18 protein-coding genes and 3 pseudogenes are annotated in these 15,392 nt (G+C 57.3%); 7 read left to right on the top strand and 14 right to left on the bottom strand.

What is annotated here, in order from left to right; genetic code table 11:
* Positions 1–132: 132 nt before the first annotated feature.
* Complete coding sequence (locus MHM97_RS22220; RefSeq protein WP_239325750.1) at positions 133–1,065, bottom strand: IS5 family transposase; 933 nt, start codon at positions 1,063–1,065, stop codon at positions 133–135.
* Positions 1,066–1,495: 430 nt separating this feature from the next.
* Between MHM97_RS22220 and MHM97_RS22215 the strand changes: the two genes are divergently transcribed.
* The 5 genes and pseudogenes from MHM97_RS22215 to MHM97_RS22940 all read left to right on the top strand — a co-directional run bounded on the left by MHM97_RS22215 (position 1,496) and on the right by MHM97_RS22940 (position 4,351).
* Positions 1,496–2,083, top strand: coding sequence for an anti-sigma factor (locus MHM97_RS22215; RefSeq protein WP_239325749.1), 588 nt, complete (start codon positions 1,496–1,498; stop codon positions 2,081–2,083).
* Positions 2,084–2,384: 301 nt separating this feature from the next.
* Positions 2,385–2,540: pseudogene (locus MHM97_RS22945) on the top strand (FMN-binding negative transcriptional regulator); the annotation flags it as partial.
* 52 nt (positions 2,541–2,592) lie between these two features.
* Complete coding sequence (locus MHM97_RS22210) at positions 2,593–3,024, top strand: FMN-binding negative transcriptional regulator (RefSeq protein ID WP_255730152.1); 432 nt, start codon at positions 2,593–2,595, stop codon at positions 3,022–3,024.
* 42 nt (positions 3,025–3,066) lie between these two features.
* Positions 3,067–3,705: a cysteine hydrolase family protein gene (locus tag MHM97_RS22205; RefSeq protein WP_239325747.1), complete on the top strand. Its 639-nt coding sequence runs from the start codon at positions 3,067–3,069 to the stop codon at positions 3,703–3,705.
* A gap of 337 nt (positions 3,706–4,042) precedes the next feature.
* Positions 4,043–4,351, top strand: a complete 309-nt coding sequence (locus tag MHM97_RS22940; RefSeq protein WP_441316278.1) for a hypothetical protein — start codon at positions 4,043–4,045, stop codon at positions 4,349–4,351.
* 257 nt (positions 4,352–4,608) lie between these two features.
* Here MHM97_RS22940 and MHM97_RS22195 read toward each other — a convergent pair whose 3' ends face one another.
* Positions 4,609–5,028: a hypothetical protein gene (locus MHM97_RS22195; RefSeq protein WP_239325746.1), complete on the bottom strand. Its 420-nt coding sequence runs from the start codon at positions 5,026–5,028 to the stop codon at positions 4,609–4,611.
* 17 nt (positions 5,029–5,045) lie between these two features.
* On the opposite strand from MHM97_RS22195, the pseudogene MHM97_RS22935 reads away from it, so the two are divergent.
* Positions 5,046–5,204, top strand: a pseudogene (locus MHM97_RS22935) (helix-turn-helix domain-containing protein); the annotation flags it as partial.
* Positions 5,205–5,263: 59 nt separating this feature from the next.
* On the opposite strand, the gene MHM97_RS22190 reads toward MHM97_RS22935, so the two are convergent.
* From MHM97_RS22190 to MHM97_RS22145, 10 genes are all read right to left on the bottom strand, one after another.
* Positions 5,264–5,992, bottom strand: coding sequence for a methyltransferase family protein (locus MHM97_RS22190; RefSeq protein WP_239325745.1), 729 nt, complete (start codon positions 5,990–5,992; stop codon positions 5,264–5,266).
* Between the two features lie 42 nt (positions 5,993–6,034).
* Positions 6,035–6,598, bottom strand: coding sequence for a hypothetical protein (locus MHM97_RS22185; protein ID WP_239325744.1), 564 nt, complete (start codon positions 6,596–6,598; stop codon positions 6,035–6,037).
* Between the two features lie 203 nt (positions 6,599–6,801).
* Entirely contained in the window at positions 6,802–7,074 is a 273-nt protein-coding gene (locus MHM97_RS22180) for a hypothetical protein (RefSeq protein WP_239325743.1), read from the bottom strand.
* A 311-nt stretch (positions 7,075–7,385) separates the two neighbouring features.
* Positions 7,386–7,955, bottom strand: a complete 570-nt coding sequence (locus MHM97_RS22175) for a sugar O-acetyltransferase (RefSeq protein WP_239325742.1) — start codon at positions 7,953–7,955, stop codon at positions 7,386–7,388.
* 234 nt (positions 7,956–8,189) lie between these two features.
* Positions 8,190–8,795, bottom strand: a complete 606-nt coding sequence (locus MHM97_RS22170) for a GNAT family N-acetyltransferase (RefSeq protein WP_239325740.1) — start codon at positions 8,793–8,795, stop codon at positions 8,190–8,192.
* Between the two features lie 254 nt (positions 8,796–9,049).
* On the bottom strand, positions 9,050–9,841 hold the full coding sequence (locus MHM97_RS22165; protein WP_239325738.1) for an ABC transporter ATP-binding protein: 792 nt from the start codon (positions 9,839–9,841) through the stop codon (positions 9,050–9,052).
* Positions 9,838–10,773 (bottom strand): ABC transporter permease, encoded by a 936-nt coding sequence (locus tag MHM97_RS22160; RefSeq protein ID WP_239325736.1) that lies wholly within the window; start codon positions 10,771–10,773, stop codon positions 9,838–9,840. The genes MHM97_RS22165 and MHM97_RS22160 overlap by 4 nt, the downstream gene beginning before the upstream one ends.
* Before the next feature lie 7 nt (positions 10,774–10,780).
* Positions 10,781–11,737 (bottom strand): ABC transporter substrate-binding protein, encoded by a 957-nt coding sequence (locus MHM97_RS22155; RefSeq protein WP_239325734.1) that lies wholly within the window; start codon positions 11,735–11,737, stop codon positions 10,781–10,783.
* Between the two features lie 63 nt (positions 11,738–11,800).
* Complete coding sequence (gene alr, locus MHM97_RS22150) at positions 11,801–12,970, bottom strand: alanine racemase (protein WP_239325731.1); 1,170 nt, start codon at positions 12,968–12,970, stop codon at positions 11,801–11,803.
* Complete coding sequence (locus tag MHM97_RS22145; RefSeq protein ID WP_239325729.1) at positions 12,967–13,761, bottom strand: phytanoyl-CoA dioxygenase family protein; 795 nt, start codon at positions 13,759–13,761, stop codon at positions 12,967–12,969. The genes alr and MHM97_RS22145 overlap by 4 nt, the downstream gene beginning before the upstream one ends.
* A 148-nt stretch (positions 13,762–13,909) precedes the next feature.
* Between MHM97_RS22145 and MHM97_RS22140 the strand changes: the two genes are divergently transcribed.
* Positions 13,910–14,368 (top strand): Lrp/AsnC family transcriptional regulator, encoded by a 459-nt coding sequence (locus MHM97_RS22140; protein ID WP_239325727.1) that lies wholly within the window; start codon positions 13,910–13,912, stop codon positions 14,366–14,368.
* 139 nt (positions 14,369–14,507) lie between these two features.
* On the opposite strand, the pseudogene MHM97_RS22135 reads toward MHM97_RS22140, so the two are convergent.
* Positions 14,508–14,663, bottom strand: a pseudogene (locus MHM97_RS22135) (IS5/IS1182 family transposase); the annotation flags it as partial.
* The gene (locus MHM97_RS22130; protein WP_370645792.1) at positions 14,654–15,262 is read right to left on the bottom strand and encodes an IS1595 family transposase; all 609 of its coding nucleotides are present in this window, start codon (positions 15,260–15,262) and stop codon (positions 14,654–14,656) included. The gene MHM97_RS22130 and the pseudogene MHM97_RS22135, both read right to left, overlap by 10 nt.
* Positions 15,263–15,392: the final 130 nt, after the last annotated feature.

Below are 15,392 nucleotides of genomic sequence, written 5' to 3'. Positions count from 1 at the left end.
GACCACCAAATGCGCCGCCTGTTCTACGGGTCCCTACGCCCCAGAACGGTCCCAAGCAGGACTTCATTTGAAAGGAACGGCGCTGTTGCACAAATCAGCTAACAGCCAGAGTTCCCCTTTCCCCGGACACACTTATCCTAGGGCCAAGGTGACAGGGATGCCGAGTGCGGTGAAGCGGTTCATGACCGCTGCACGGATCTGAACTTCGGCGACCTGGCGCTCGAAGTCTCGTGACATTAACCTTTGGCCGAGCAGCTTCACGCAGTTTATTTTCGTCTCCACGCTGCTACGGCGGTGATACCCGCTCCAGTTTCGCCACAGCGCCCGACCCAAGTGCTTCGATGCTCGCAGGACCTCATTTCGCGCGCGAGCTCCGGCCGTGTCCGGCTTCCAAGGCCTCGCAGTCCGCCTCGGCGGAATGACTGCCGCCGCGCCCCGGGCCGCGATGGCATCATGGCAAGCGCGGGTGTCATAGGCACCGTCGGCGGTGACGGTGGCGATCTCCTCCCCCGCCGGAATTTGGGCAAGCAGGTCCGGCAGCATCGGCGCGTCGCCGACATTTCTGGAGGTGACCTCGACCGCCCGGATCTCCAATGTTTCCTCGTCGATCCCGAGGTGGATCTTGCGCCAAACCCTGCGTCGCGAGCCACCGTGCTTGCGCGTGTGCCACTCTCCTTCACCTTCCACCTTGATGCCGGTGCGGTCGACGAGCAGGTGAAGCGCGCCGTTGGAGCCCCGATACGGGATGGTGACGTCCAAGGCCTTTTGGCGACGCGACAGGGTGCTGAAGTCAGGCACGGACCAGCCAAGGCCGGACAGTTCCAGCAGGCTCTCAACGAACCCTGTCGTCTGGCGGAGTGTCAGCCCGAGGAGGACCTTGAGGGTCAGGCAGGCCTGGATCGCGGCGCCGCTATAGGACTGCTGGCGACCACGACGCCCGGACGGTACCGCCTCCCATTGCATCGAGGGATTGAACCAGACGGTCAGCGATCCGCGCTGCATCAGCGCATGATTGTAGCTCTTCCAGTTGGTCGTCTTGTATGTCGTCTTCGGAGGTCTGCTCATGTTGCACAGCTAGCATAGTGGATTCACAAGATGAATCCCCATGGATTTGCGCAACAACGCCATGACGACGGCTCCCCGATTTGTGTGGTTCCAGACTGCTCGCCGCGCGTGCAATTAGCCGGACCAAAAAAATCTTCCAATGCCGGGAATAATCTGACGGCAACGGGCGTTTATAAATAGGACAAAACTGCACAGGCCACACGAGGAAGACCAATGACGGATGCCGAAGGTGGGGCCGACCGGAACATAGAGGATTTGCTAAACGCCTATCTAGACGGCGAATTGTCCCCATGCGGTCGGCAGGAGGCCGAGGCGCGCCTAGCCGAGGACAACAATTTTCAGAGAACGTTCGAAATGCTAAAAAGCGCGAATATGAAGGCTCGAAGCGCCTTCGACGACAATCTACGCGCCCTCCCATCAGAGCGATTGTATGGGCCGCACCATGGAGCTACCCGCCGCCAACAGCGACCGGCCGCCGCATGGTTGGCGTTTGTCGGTAATTGCCGCAGCCTGTGCGGTCTTGTGTTTTGGGCTGGCGGGTAGCTTTCACTATGGAGCGCACACCGCGCGCTTGGCCGCCTCAGCCTGGGTGATGCAGGTGGTCGGTTCCCACGATGTTTACGAAACCCAGAGCCGCCACCTTGTGGAGGTGGCCGCAAGCGAAAAGGATCATATTGAAAGCTGGCTAGGAAAGACCACTGGCGTGACCTTTGCCACCCCCGACCTAACGGCGCATGGTCTTGAGTTCCGTGGCGCAAGGCTTCTGGCGGCCAATGGGCTCCCGGTGGCGCAACTGTTGAATACTGATCGCGCGGGTTCCGTTGTCGCACTTTGCATTGCTCCGGTAGACACAAGCCCGACCGATGCTGCGGCAAACATTCGGAAGGTGGGCAGTTATGATACGGTATCATGGTCAGCTTCGGGAGCGCGTTTCGTCTTCGTCGGTCCAGAAAGCACTGTGCCACTCTCGGAAGTGTTGGCAACTACGAAACAACAGCTTCTTGCCATCGACACCTGAAAGCAAAGAATGATTACCCTCGGCTTAACTACCAATATGAAAAACACGCTTCTCGCGTTGGTTATCACTCGAGCCTACTGGAGGTAGCCAAGCCAAAGTGCATATCGTGACTAGATGTTTCTACTCCGGGAAGGGGTTTTCACCCGAATTTGCGATGCTGTAGAATTGTTGACTGCTCAGCCTTTTGACATTGGTCAAAACTATCCTGTCAGAAATGCTCAGTTGCTCCCAATGTTTCTATCGAGTTTTCGAGAGCAGGGAAGTCGCTCAATCGTCACCACAAAGAATAAGGTCCTAGAACATGTTCCAACCATCATTTTTTAGGGAAGAATGCGTTGACGTAATGCATGAATTGATGCGGTCACGACCGTTCGCGACCCGAGTGTCCTCAGTACAGGGCGAACTCTCTGCAGACCACGTGCCCCTTGTTCTCAAGCAAAACGAACAAGGTGGCTGTCAGCTGGAAGGGCACATTGCTGCTGCTAGTCCGCTGTTTCGGCATCGCGGCGATGACATCGCCTGTACTCGCCATCTTTCAGGGCCCACAGTCGTATGTCACTCCCTCCTGGTACGCGTCAAAGAAGGAGGATGGAAAAGTGGTGGCGACCTGGAATTACGTTGTCGTTCATGCACGGGGCGTCTTGAACTTCACCCGGGATTCCATGTGGCTACTGAAACACTTGGAAGAACTCAAAAGTCAGCATGAAGGCAATCGCGAGGAGCCTTGGTCGGTTTCTGATACGCCTGATGATTTCATACAACGACAGTTCCGGGCACTCGCCGGTTTTACGATAGAAATCAAAGATCTGCAGGAAACTTGGAAAGTGAGCCAAAACAAGCAATCTCGCGATGCGGCGGGAGTCCAGCACGGACTAAGTCAGTCGGGAACGGTGGATGGCAATGAATTGGCGTCGTTGGTCGCCGCTTGCGCAAGGCGATAGCCAACAAGACCGAACAAGAGCTGAATAAGAGAGGAAATAGAAATGGACTTTGGCGACCTAATCTGGATTTTGCCTAGTGCTGTTGCACTTTTTGCGGTGATCTGGTTCTTCAACGGCATACGGCTCATCGGTCGTGTAAGCTCGGGCAAGCCCATTGGAAAGCGATCAAAAAAGGCGCTCGTGCTCATCGATCTGCAATCGGCGTTCTGGGAAGCTGGCACTTTCTCCGAGACGGACAAAGCGGCTGCTAAGAAACACATCTTGCATGAAGTCCAATCTGCCAAGGAAGAGGGCATTCCTGTAATCGCCGTCCGACACGAATGGTCAATTCCATCGACGAAAGCCATCGCACGTGTGTTCGGAAAAGGCCTGGCGATTGCTGGAAAGCCTGGAACTGAGCTTCTTGAGCCACTTGATGAACTTGCGGACCATGTCTTGGTCAAACGTGTTCAGGATGCGTTTGAAACCGATGAACTCGACGAACTTCTCGCCAAGCTAGACGTTGGGGTCGTTCGGATCCTGGGATTGGACACCAATTTCTGCGTTGCAAAGACTGCAACGGCCGCGCGCCAAAGGGAATATGACGTGGAGATCGCTCTCAACGGTGTTCTCTCCGCCAACCATAAGAAAGCGGAACAGACTCTTCTGCAGCTACAAGAGCAAAACGTGACGTTGATCTAGCGTCAAACCATCACTCCAAAACCATCGAACAAATACGGATTCATAATGCAACCAATCAGGGAAACATCGGAATTGGAGGCACTGTACGGCGACGTGCCAACTGGCGCAAAAAAGAAGGTCGTCGACCATATTACGCCACTCTATCGAACATGGATTGATGCGGCCCGCTTCGTGGTATTGGCTACGGTCGGCCCAGGAGAGACGGACAGAAGCCCGCGCGGGGAAGACGGGCCAGTCGTGAGAATTCGAGACCAGAAAACTCTCGCTTCCCGATTGGCGCGGAAACAACCGTATAGATTCACTCAGGAACCTTGTGTCCGACGGAAGACTGAGCCTGATGTTCATGATCCCGGGGGTGAACAATGTTGTGCGTATCAACGGTACCGGATTTGTTACGGCCGACGAGGAAGTCCGAAAGATTTTCACCAAGGGACGGCATGTACCAATGACAGTTGTCGTAGTTGATGTTCAGGAAGCGTATTTTCAGTGCGCTAAAGCTCTGATGAGATCAGCTCTTTGGGGTCACGGTGATTTGCCAGAAGAGCTGCCGACGGCGGGTGATTTCATCCGTGAGCAGATTTCTGATTTTGACTCCGAAAAGTATGATGCCGAATATCCTGATCACGCTCGCGAGCGCATGTGGTAACCAAAATCGCAACAACCCCGGTCCAGCCTAGTTTTCTGACGTGGGGTATTCGAGATAGAGACTTGAACCTTTGGCATAGTTAGCCAATCTATTAACAAAAAATTCATTATGAGATTTTTGACCAACCCCAATTTTCCCTTTAGAATTAGTCCTCTACAACTTCTGTCACTGTACCCTAATTAATCAGATTCTGCGGTTTCAGAGCGCTTTGGGGCGTTTTGTACCCTTAATTACAATATACCCACAGGCTCCACACTTCAGGACTTCGCGCCAGATGAACGCTTCCAGATTGCATCTGCGCGCGCCAGCAGTGCTTCACGATTTGCGTCTGCCCCAAGCTCTGAGATGGCTTGACGTGCTGCTTGCAAAGCGGTCTCGGACGTATTTGTGTGGCTCGAACCAGGTGTTTCCTGCCTTGCCGGATGCTCTGTTTCCCACCACCCCGGAAGCCGTTTGCCGAGGTTCTGCGACAATCCACGGATCCGCTCGATCACCCGGCGATGCTGAGGAAAGACGCGGCGCAACTCCTGGGCCGCCTGGTCGTTTCCTCGCAGTATGATGGCGGCACCCAACAAGGGACGGGTCGTGCCGATGCCGACCGCAGCAAGCGCCAGTAGCCTTTCGCTCTCGTTCCCGGAGGTTAGCGACCAAAGATGCCCGATCTTTAGCACCGACATGAACGGACTACCTACAGCGCTTGCGAGTAGAAGAGGGCAAGCATCTGCTGGAGACGAGCGACGAAAGCATCGAAGAAATCGCCGCCGAGGTCGGATACGAGGAAGTCTCAAGTCTTTGTCACATTTTCCGAAAGCATGACGGGATGACGGCGTCAGTCTACCGCCGAAGGTTCTAAACGGGCTTTCGCAACCTCGGACGGGGCTGACGCCTGATCCGCCCCGATCAGGGGCGGGTTTACTTCAAGCGGGGCCGCAACAGGCGCGGCAGCAACATCGGCACCCGGCCTTGATAGGTGCGGTAGGTATCCCCAAAGCGCTTGACCAGGGATTTCTCCTCGAAATGTAGACCGACCAGCATGTAGACGGTCATCAGCCCCGCAAACAGCAGATGTCCGACGGTCATCTCGGGGATGAAGTAAAATATCAGCAACAGGCCCAGTTGCAGCGGATGACGCACCACCCGGTAAAGAAACGGTGTGCGGAAGGCATCTTCGGTCGTGCGGCCGCCCTGCAGCCGATTCCAAGGCTGGGCAATCCCGACAAACTCCAGATGACCCAGAAGGAAAGTGGACACCACCACCATGGCCGCGCCAAGGGCAAAGACCAGCAGCGGCAAGATCATAGCCGGGCCTTCGAAGGACCAAAGCACCGCAGGCATCGGCTGCCAGAACCAGACAATCGCAATCAGAAACAGCGATGATTGCAGTACATATGTCGCGCGTTCGATATCGGGCGCTACGATCCGGGTCCATCGGCGTTTGAACCAATCGCGCGCCATGACGCTGTGGGTAGCGCCGAATGCAAAGATCATGCCCGTGTTGAACAGCACGGCCGCAGTGACCGATGAAGGCGCGCGTGACGGCAGCCCGGGCAAGCTTAGAAGGAAGGCGACCATGAGCAAAAAGGCCACCCCGAACAGGGCATAGGACAGCAAGGCATAAATCAGAAAAAACAGATTTTTCATTTTTATCTCAAAAGGTTGGCCAAGATCAAGTGCTGCACCGCCTCAGGGTGAAACCGCTCGATCCGGCAAGTAGACATGCACCATATGATCGGCAAAGACGCGTCCGATGGGTGTGGTTGCAACATCCTCGCAAGTTCCCAGAACCACAAAGCCACAGGCCGACACTTGCGCGCCATCTGTAGTGGTCTGGGCAGTTGGCAAGGTGCAGATACGTTTCAGTGCGCGCAGCGCGGCATCTTTACCGCCAGCCCCGGTACAGGCATAGGCCACCGGGTTGGGGTCAAAGATATTGCCGAAAAAAGCGCCTTCCCAAAGCGGGAAATCCTCATGTTCCTCTTGACTGGCGGCAAACATCGGCAGTGCGGCCAAGCCGCCGCTTTCGCTCCGCAGTGATATGGCGACCGACACGCCAAACGCATTGGTCCGGGCCAGAAGGCAGGCGGTAAGATCCAGCTGCTTTGGTTTCGGCAGCGGGCCTTCGCGCCATTCCGGGGCAATCCCAATGGCGCCGGCAAATTCGTACCGCGTTCCGTCATGCACGCCAAAAGCCGTGTCCCCGTTCGGAAGGGCACATTCGACCGTATATTGCAGAACCTTGCGCTGCATTTCGGATCGCATAAGCGGTGAGGCGGACAGGTCGACTTCATCCACGTCCGCACACGCAGGCAGCGCCCAAACGGTCACTATCGCGAGCGCGGGCCATTTGCGGAAAGAGAATTGCACTATGAGATGTCCTTGCAGCAGATCGGTTGCTGGCCGGTGCCCTACCTTGTGGCACCGGTCCAAGGGTGGGCTGTGCGCCGGCGTCGTTACAGCTTTTTGGAGGCCAGCAGAGCCAGGCCTGTCAGCGTTTCACTTTGACCTGGTGCGATGCCGTTGATTGTGATGACGTTGGAGGACATGCCGTTGAAGGTGATGACGTTCCCCGAAATACCGTTCAGCGTAAAACCGTTGAACCGCAGTCCGTTCAAAGTGAATCCATTGGAATGCAGGCCATTCAGTTGCAAACCGTTGGTGGTGGGCAGTGCGGCAGCCGAGCTTGCGGACAGGGCAATGGCGATTGCGGCGGCGATGTTTTTCATTTTGTTTCCTTTCGAATTCACGTCTGTCGTTGGTGATATGAGTACGCGCCAGCCCGCGGCGATATTCCTTCGGTTAAGCGATTTTTTCACCTGGGCTTTTGGGGTCGCCAACCCGCACCTTGAAGTGACCAAAACAAAAGCGTTCAGGCAGAGTTTCGTCACTGCGCCGGGCCTCCACCCGACCACCATGGCGCATACGCGCGCATTTCCGATGCAATTGATTTCGTGCCGGGGGTGCTACGTCACACTGTCAAAACCAGTTTCCATGATGACCGCCCTGAATTGTCGCGGTGTAAGTGGCGAGACCCCATTCACTGACCCGTTTTCGAACCGCTCGGTGCAGTTGCCGGATTGCCAACCACAGTCGCACTGGGCGCGACATCGCGGGTAACAACGCTGCCCGCACCGACAATCGTTCCGTCACCTATCGAAACCCCCGGCAGAATGACAGCGTTGCCGCCGATCCAAACGTCTTTTCCAATGTCAACCGGGCGCGCGATTTCCAATCCAGCGGCCCTTTTTTTCGCGTCGTGATGATGCTCGGCACAGTAAATCTGCACGTTGGGTCCCAAAAGAGTGCCGGTGCCAATTCTGACGCTGCCGCTGTCAAGGATGGTGCAACCGGCGTTGATGTATACGCAAGCGCCTATTTCTATGTTGAACCCATAGGCGCAATGGAAGGGCGCTTCGATGTATGTATCTTCCCCAAGACAGGAAAAAAGCGCAGCCAGACCTGGGCCAACCGACCCGCGCCTGTCAGGATTCAGAAGCCCATGTTCATGAACCGCCCGCCGGGCCACCATCCGATGCTGCTCCAGCTCTGCATCCAGACAGGTATACCATTCCCCGGCCTGCATTTTTTCCAGTTCCGTCAGGGCCATCTAGACTTCTCCGAATTTTTGCTTGGGCTTGTTCTCCTCCATCGCTCGACAAAGATGCATTACCACAGTCGTGCATGACAACCTTTTGCCCGAGAAATCGCGAAAATCATACCCAAACTGGCTGGAAGGTCGAGCGACCGCCAACTATGGTTTCATATACCGGTCGACGGATTTGCGCGCAGTTCATCATTTCGAACCGCGCATATTTTTTCGGGTTTCTGAACTATGCAGCGTTCAATCCCCCACGCCCTTGACCAGCAGAACGGCATCACCGTCCTGATATTTCAGTTGTGGTGTGGGTACAACCGCGGCACGTCCTTGTTCAACATAGCCAAGCTTGTGATACAGCGACATGGCTGCGCTATTCTGATCAAAACAAAGAAGAGATACCCGTGACAGGCCCATTTGCCGGGCTTTCTCTTCGGCTTGCAGCATCAGCTTGTACCCCAAGCCACGTCGGCGAAACGACTCCGAAATGGCCAGACCCGCTACATAAAGCGAGCCTGCATCTTCAAGCTGCGAATATGGTTGCAGAACTGGATCATCATCAACGCCACCGTCTGCTTCCATCTCGAAGCAATGAAGCATTCCAATAGCCTCACCGTCCTGCTCCAGTAAATCACAATTCTCAAATGAAAATGGCGTGTTTCTACGGCTGTAGCGCGCTGTTCCAATATCTAACAAAGGAGTCTGATCTGACCTGCTTTTGTCCCAGATGTATGCAGCCATCCCATCTGATGCGATCAAGAAAAAACTCGCGATCACACGGGCATCCTGCAAGATCGCAGGTCTGATTTTGGTCTGATCGGGCTGGATTACGATATGCTCGAAATCGTTCATGTGGCGTTCTCTCGTTCTATGTCAGTTTGGACGGAAAACGCGCTTGCGGGACAGTTTATTCCATCGCTCAGAGAAGATTTTTGTATACTTGGATCGGCTCTGATAATGTGATCGCCCCCAATCCCATAAGTTCAAACCGCAATCGCATGCCTCGCTGCGCGCGTCGGACGATTGTTAAACCCGCGCCATCCGGGGTAAACACAAACTGGAATCCGGTCGCAGCTGGATAAAAGTTCAGCGGTAGTTAGACGCACTCAAAGCACCAGATCGTCCTGATCCAGGGTTTCACCGATCTTTGTTGAGAAAGCGGCAACGAGGTCGGGCACGTCCATGTTGGCCCGCGCGTTATGATCAAGGTCAAGCGCAATCTGTCCGCGATGCATCATTATGGTACGATCACCGTATCTTAGCGCCTGGGCCATGGAATGGGTGATCATCAGGGCGGTAAGGTTATAGTCCTCAACCACCTTTTCGGTCAGATCGGCAATCAGCTCGGCCATGACCGGATCAAGCGCGGCGGTGTGTTCATCCAGCAAAATGACCTTGCTCGGCGCAAGCGTCGCCATGATTAGGCAAACGGCTTGTCGCTGGCCGCCGGACAACAGGTCCATGCGGTCCGACAACCGGTTCTCCAATCCAAGCCCCAGCACGGAAAGCCTGTCGCGATAGCGGTCCTTCTGGTTGCCAGTCAACGCCAGCCGAAAGCCGCGCGCCTGCCCCCTGCGGTCGGCAAGCGCCAGGTTTTCCTCGATGGTCAGCGCGCCGCAGGTCCCAGCCAGCGGGTCCTGAAAGACGCGGGCGATGTCAGTGGCGCGCTGATGTTCACGCAGGCGCACAACGGACTTGCCATCTATCACCACATCGCCCGACGTGGCGGCTACGGTTCCTGCAACTGCGTTCAGCAGCGTGGATTTGCCTGCCCCGTTCGACCCGATGACCGTCAGGAATTGCGAGGTCGGCACATCCAGCGATACCGACTGTAATGCGCGGTTTTCATTTGGTCCACCCGCGCCAAAGACGACCTCAATGTTTTTGATGGATATCATCGTGCGGCTTCCTTTTGCGTACGTGACTTTTGCGCTAGCCCCGCGCGGCGGAACGGCCAGGCGGACTTGCTAATGCGGGGAATGACAAAGGCCAGAGTCACGATAGTGGCGGTCAACAGGTTGAGATCCGATGTAGTCAGCCCGATCGCATCGCTTTCCAGCGCCAGCGCAAGGGCCAGCCGGTACACCACCGCGCCCAGCACACAAGCCAGAATGGCGAAAACAGGATTGGCGGTGCGGATCAGCGCCTCACCAATGAAGACGGCGGCCAGACCCACGATGATCGTGCCCACGCCCATGGTGACATCTGCAAAGCTGTAGACTTGGGCGAACATGGCGCCTGCCAGTCCGCACAAACCATTTGCGATGGCCAGCCCGACATAGATGCGGCTGGAAGGGCCAATGCCATTGGCGGCACTCATCCGCGGATTGATCCCCGTGGCCCGCAGGCTCAGCCCATAGCGCGACACGATGATCCGCGCCATAAGCCCAACCATCAAGGCAACGACCACGAGAGAAAAGACCGTCTTGGCCATTTGCCCGCTCAGCGAAAAGGTTTCGCGCAACCAGTGAATGGTCGTTTCCTGGCCCAGCAATGCGACATTGGGCTGGCCCATGATGCGGATGTTGATGGAATAAAGGGCGGTCATCGTGAGGATGCCCGCAAGGATGTTCAGAACGCCCAGCCTTTCGCTGAGGAGCGCGGTCAAGAGGCCAGCCAGCGCTCCCGCGGCGGTCCCCGCGCAGAGCGCTAGCACAGGATCACCACCGCCGATGATCATCACCGCGCCGACAGCCGCGCCCAGGGGGAAGCTACCGTCGGGGGTGAGGTCGGGGAAGTTGAGCATCCGGAACGACAGCAGGGTGCCCGTCGCCACAAGGCCGTAGATCAGCCCGATCTGAAGGGCACCCAAGAGAGCGAAGGTTGTCATCACGCTGTTATTCTCCGCGGAAACGCGCCTGAGCGACGATATCTTCAGGCAGGGTGATGCCCACGTCACTGGCGGAGCCGAGGTTGACACCGTATTCCACCAGCGGGCTGCGGCCCACGGGGATGTCGCCGGGGTTTTCGCCGTTCAGGATGCGCGCCACCATCTCGCCGGTCAGGGTGCCGATGTCGCAATAGCTGAAGCCCTGCGCCACCATCACACCGCGTTCGGCATAGGAGGCCTCACCGCCGATGGTGGGGATGCCGTTTTCATTGGCCACCGCTGTCAGGGCCTCAAGCCCGCTAGCAACGGTGTTATCGGTCATCACGTAGATCGCGTCGACCTGACCCACCATGCGTTCCACGGCTGCCCCCAGATCGGCTGTGCGGACAGCCGCGGCTTCGACTAGTTCCAGCCCGGTCTTTTCCGCTTCGGCACGGATCACGTCGATCAACGCCACGGAACTTGCCTCGCCCGGGTTATAGACCACGCCCAGTTTCTTGAGGTCGGGCACCACCTGCATCGCCAGTTCAAAATGGCGGTCAACCGGCGACAGATCGGTGACACCGGTGATGTTGGCGCCCGGATTGGCCGGATCGGCCACCAGACCGGCGGCAACTGGATCTGTCACGGCGCTAAAGACGATGGGGATCTCCTCTGTCGCGGCCAGAACCGACTGCGACGATGGGGTCGAGGCCGCCACGATCACGGCCGGCTTCATCCCTACAAACCGGTTGGCGATTTGCGCGGCATTGACCACCAGACCCTGGGCGCTTTCGTATTCGGTGCGCAGCGTCTCACCTTTCACAAAGCCCTGACGGGCAAGTTCCTCGATCGCGCAATCGCGCGTCGCGTCCAGCGCGGGATGTTCCACGATGGCGGTAAAGGCGACCAGCGGCGCATCATCGGCCCAGGCAGTGCCAGCGGCACAAAGGGCCATCACCCCGGATAGAATTGTGCTTCTCATTGTCATTAACTCCCTGTTTTTGATCGTGTTAATCCAGTCTCTGCCATTCTGGTCAAGGGTGGTCTACTCTTCGCTGAGGTAGAAGCGCGGCAGATCGCGCAGGCCAACCATCCAGTATGCGGCACTTGGCGCGCCCAGATCGGCCGCCACCTGTTCGGTGCGCACCTGCTGCGCGCCGTCAGCGCCAATGATCGTGACCTCGTCCCCGACGCTCGCATCGGCGCAGGCAGAGATATCGAGGATCGTGTATTCAGCAGACACGCCCAATACAGGGCATTCCTGCCCCCGGCACAACATGACCGACGTCCGTCCCTCCGCGGCAGAGGCATAGCCATTGGCCATCCCGTACAGCACCACCGCGGTATCAATGCCCGCGCCTTCGGCCACAGGTGTAGGCAGATCATCCCCTGGCCAGCGATGATTGATGTGGATAATGCGTGTTTTCAGCGCCCTGAGCGCGGGCGTGAACCCGTGATCGAGAATATCGATGCCTGCAATGGGGGGCAGACCAAAGACCAGATGCCCCGGCGAAACTGTATTAAGAGGATCAGGAAAACCGCCCAGCATGACCGAGCTGGCCGCGGCTTGAGCAAAGTCGATGGACCGGCCGATTTGCGCCTCGATCTTTGTCACCACATCGGCAAAAGCGTTGAGCCGCCGCTGCGACCAGTCGGCCTTGGCCGGATCGGCATAGGGGATATGCGTATAGACGCCCTCAAGGTAAAGCCCGGTCGTGTCTTCAATCTCCACCGCCAAAGCACAGGCATCGTCCAATCGGACACCCAACCGGCCGAGCCCTGCATCGACCTTCATGTGCACAGGGATGACGCGATCCAGACACTTGGCCAGGGCCGCTAGAGCCGCCACGCCACCCGCATCATAGACCGTGGGCGTCAGATCATTCGCCACCAGCCGGTCATTACCTTCGGGCAATTGCGCGCCATAGACTAGAATGCGCAGGTCGATCCCCGCCGCGCGGATAGCCAGCGCTGTATCCACGTCCGCCGTGGCGATCCCGTCAACGTCTAGCCCCGCCAGATGGCGCGTGATCTCTACTGCACCAAGGCCATACGCATTGGCCTTGATCGGCACGATCAGGCGTGTGCCTTCAGGGGCCATTTCCCTGACGCGGGCCACGTTCCGGGTGATCGCATCTAAATCGATCTCGGCCCAGACCGGCCGGGCATCCAAACGGGCGCGTTGATCTTTTGGGTCGAATGCGGGCTTGTTCATTCACAGGTCTCCAATAGCGATGTGCTTTTTAAAGGTTGCAGCGGTGTGGCGTCCCGGTCGTCGGGGACAATGTGGCGGGGTCGCACGCTGGGGGTGGTGGATGTGTTTGAAATGGCGTTCATCGTCAGAGTGATGAGGCGGCGCGGCCAGGGCGACAGATTGGCGGCGGACCCATGCAAAGTGTTCACATCCATAAAGATGACTGAGCCTGCGGGGCCTGTCGGCGCCTCTATACCCCCGCGGCGGACCTCGGCCTCGATAACGGCACGGTCGGTATATCGGAACGTATAGGAGGTGCCCTCATCCGCGGCCTGCGGGTTCTTGTCCTCATAGCGATGGGACCCGGGCACCATCATCAGAGGACCGTTGTGAGGGTTCACATCATCCAAAAAGATCAGCACATTGACCATGCGCGGTGTGGGGATGTGATCATCTATGAAATAGGCCGGATAGTCCTGATGCCAGAACCAGATGTCGCCGTTGAACGCTTGCTTGCAGTTGATGCCCATTTGCCAGGCATAAACATCCTCGCCCAGCAGCGCCGTGGCCCTGTCCAGCAAATCGGGATGCCGCGTCAGCCGGGCAAAAAGAGGGTTCCAAAGCTGCGGATTAAGAATGGTACGTGGCGTCTGCCCATCCTTCTCGAGAATGGTACGCTGGCTGTCTTCGGGGTTGCCGAGGATCGTCTGAACCTCGTCCTGCATGGCGCGGGCGTTTTCCGCGCCCAAAAGGTCGGGGCAGTACACGAATCCGTCGCGCCGATATGTTGCCTTCTGATCGTCTGTCATCATCGCGACCCCTCCTGTCGAACGCTGTGACGCCCTGGGATTCACGATAGCCTTGGATGAAATCCAATTTCATTCATAATTTACTTCAATAATACGATTCTTTAGCATATTCAGTCATAATCTTCCAAAACTTCAGACAGGATATGCTAACATGTACACAATAGACGATGCGGACCGCCGAATTTTGACAGAGTTGCAAAAAGACCCCCGGCTGTCGAATGCCGCGCTGTCAGAACGGGTTGGCCTGTCACCTACGCCCTGCCTGAGACGCGTCAAGCGCTTGCATGATACAGGCGTAGTCTCCGGAGAGCTGCTGCTGGTCGACCCGTCTCGCGTGGGCCTACACATCGAAGCGATGGTCAGCATTAGGCTTGAAAAGCACGGCAACGACATCACTGCTCCGTTTGAACAGGCCATCGCGCGCATCCCCGAGGTGTTGTCCTGCTTTTTGGTGGCCGGTGTCATGGATTTTATCGCGCATACGGCCGCGCCGAATCTGTCCACTCACACGCTGCTGGTCAAAAAAATCGCATCGCTGCAAGGAGTGGCCGACATCCGGAGCGACATCATCCTGCAAAAAACCAAACCCTGGACATCGACCCCAGTCTGAGACTGGCAACATAAAGGAGGGTCAGATTGTCAACGGCGGAGCAAAAGTCGACCAGTCGAGCGTGTGCGCCTTGGAGCGTGCGACCCAGCCTTGTTGTGCACATCGGTGTGTGAACGGACTTCACCTTTCCCGGACGGACTTATTTTGCGGGCTTTGTGACGGGTATGCCAAGAGCGGTGTAGCGGTCGAGCACCGCGATCCGGACCTGGAGCACAGCGACCTGTGAGTCAAAGTCACGAGCCATGAGGCCATGGCCAAGGAGTTTGACGCAGTTCATCTTTGTTTCTACGCGACTTCATCGGCCGAGACAACGGTGTCTGGGGCGATCCTTTCCCTTGCAAACTCGACGCCCTGCGCCTCCCGAAGAAAGGTTCTCGTCACCGTTCGGTCGCCACGCTGGCGGAGCACGACAACCACCCGGCGCTTCCCACTCCGGTTGACGCGCCGCCGCCTGTTGACACGCTCCTCCTTTAAATTGGCAGGCCGGACATGGCCACCGAACGCCGCGCCATAAACCTCGACCTCGCCGTCCAGGCGGGCATCCCGGGTCTCCGCCTTCATTGCCTCCCTGAGCTTGTGCATGAGCACGAATGCCGTCTTGTGCTGCACATCCAGATCACGTGAAATCTGAACCGCGGACAGTCCCTTCGCCGCGTTCACGAACAGACAGATCGCGCCCAGGAGATCGAGGAAGGCGAGCTTCCGGGAGGCGAAGATCGTGCCTGACGTTACGCTGAATTGCCGATGGCAGGCCGCGCACTTGAAACCGCGCGTGGTCGTCAGGTCGAAAACATCAACACATCCGCATGCAGGGCAGATCGGCTCGCCATCGGTCTCCGGCCAGCGCAGTTGGCAGAACCGACGGCATGCCGCCTCTTCCCCTTCGGAGAAGATCGATTGGGAGTGGGCAAAACTTGGGGGTCATGCGGCTGCTCTTTGGTAGGCTCCGGTTAGCCGACCGTCGAGAACGGCGGCGCGGACAACAGCCACGCGGTGGGCTCCCGTGGGTGACCATCTCATGCGG

It is taken from the genome of Epibacterium sp. Ofav1-8, assembly GCF_022348185.1.
Lineage (GTDB): Bacteria > Pseudomonadota > Alphaproteobacteria > Rhodobacterales > Rhodobacteraceae > Epibacterium.
This window is presented reverse-complemented; position numbering and strand designations above follow the sequence as displayed.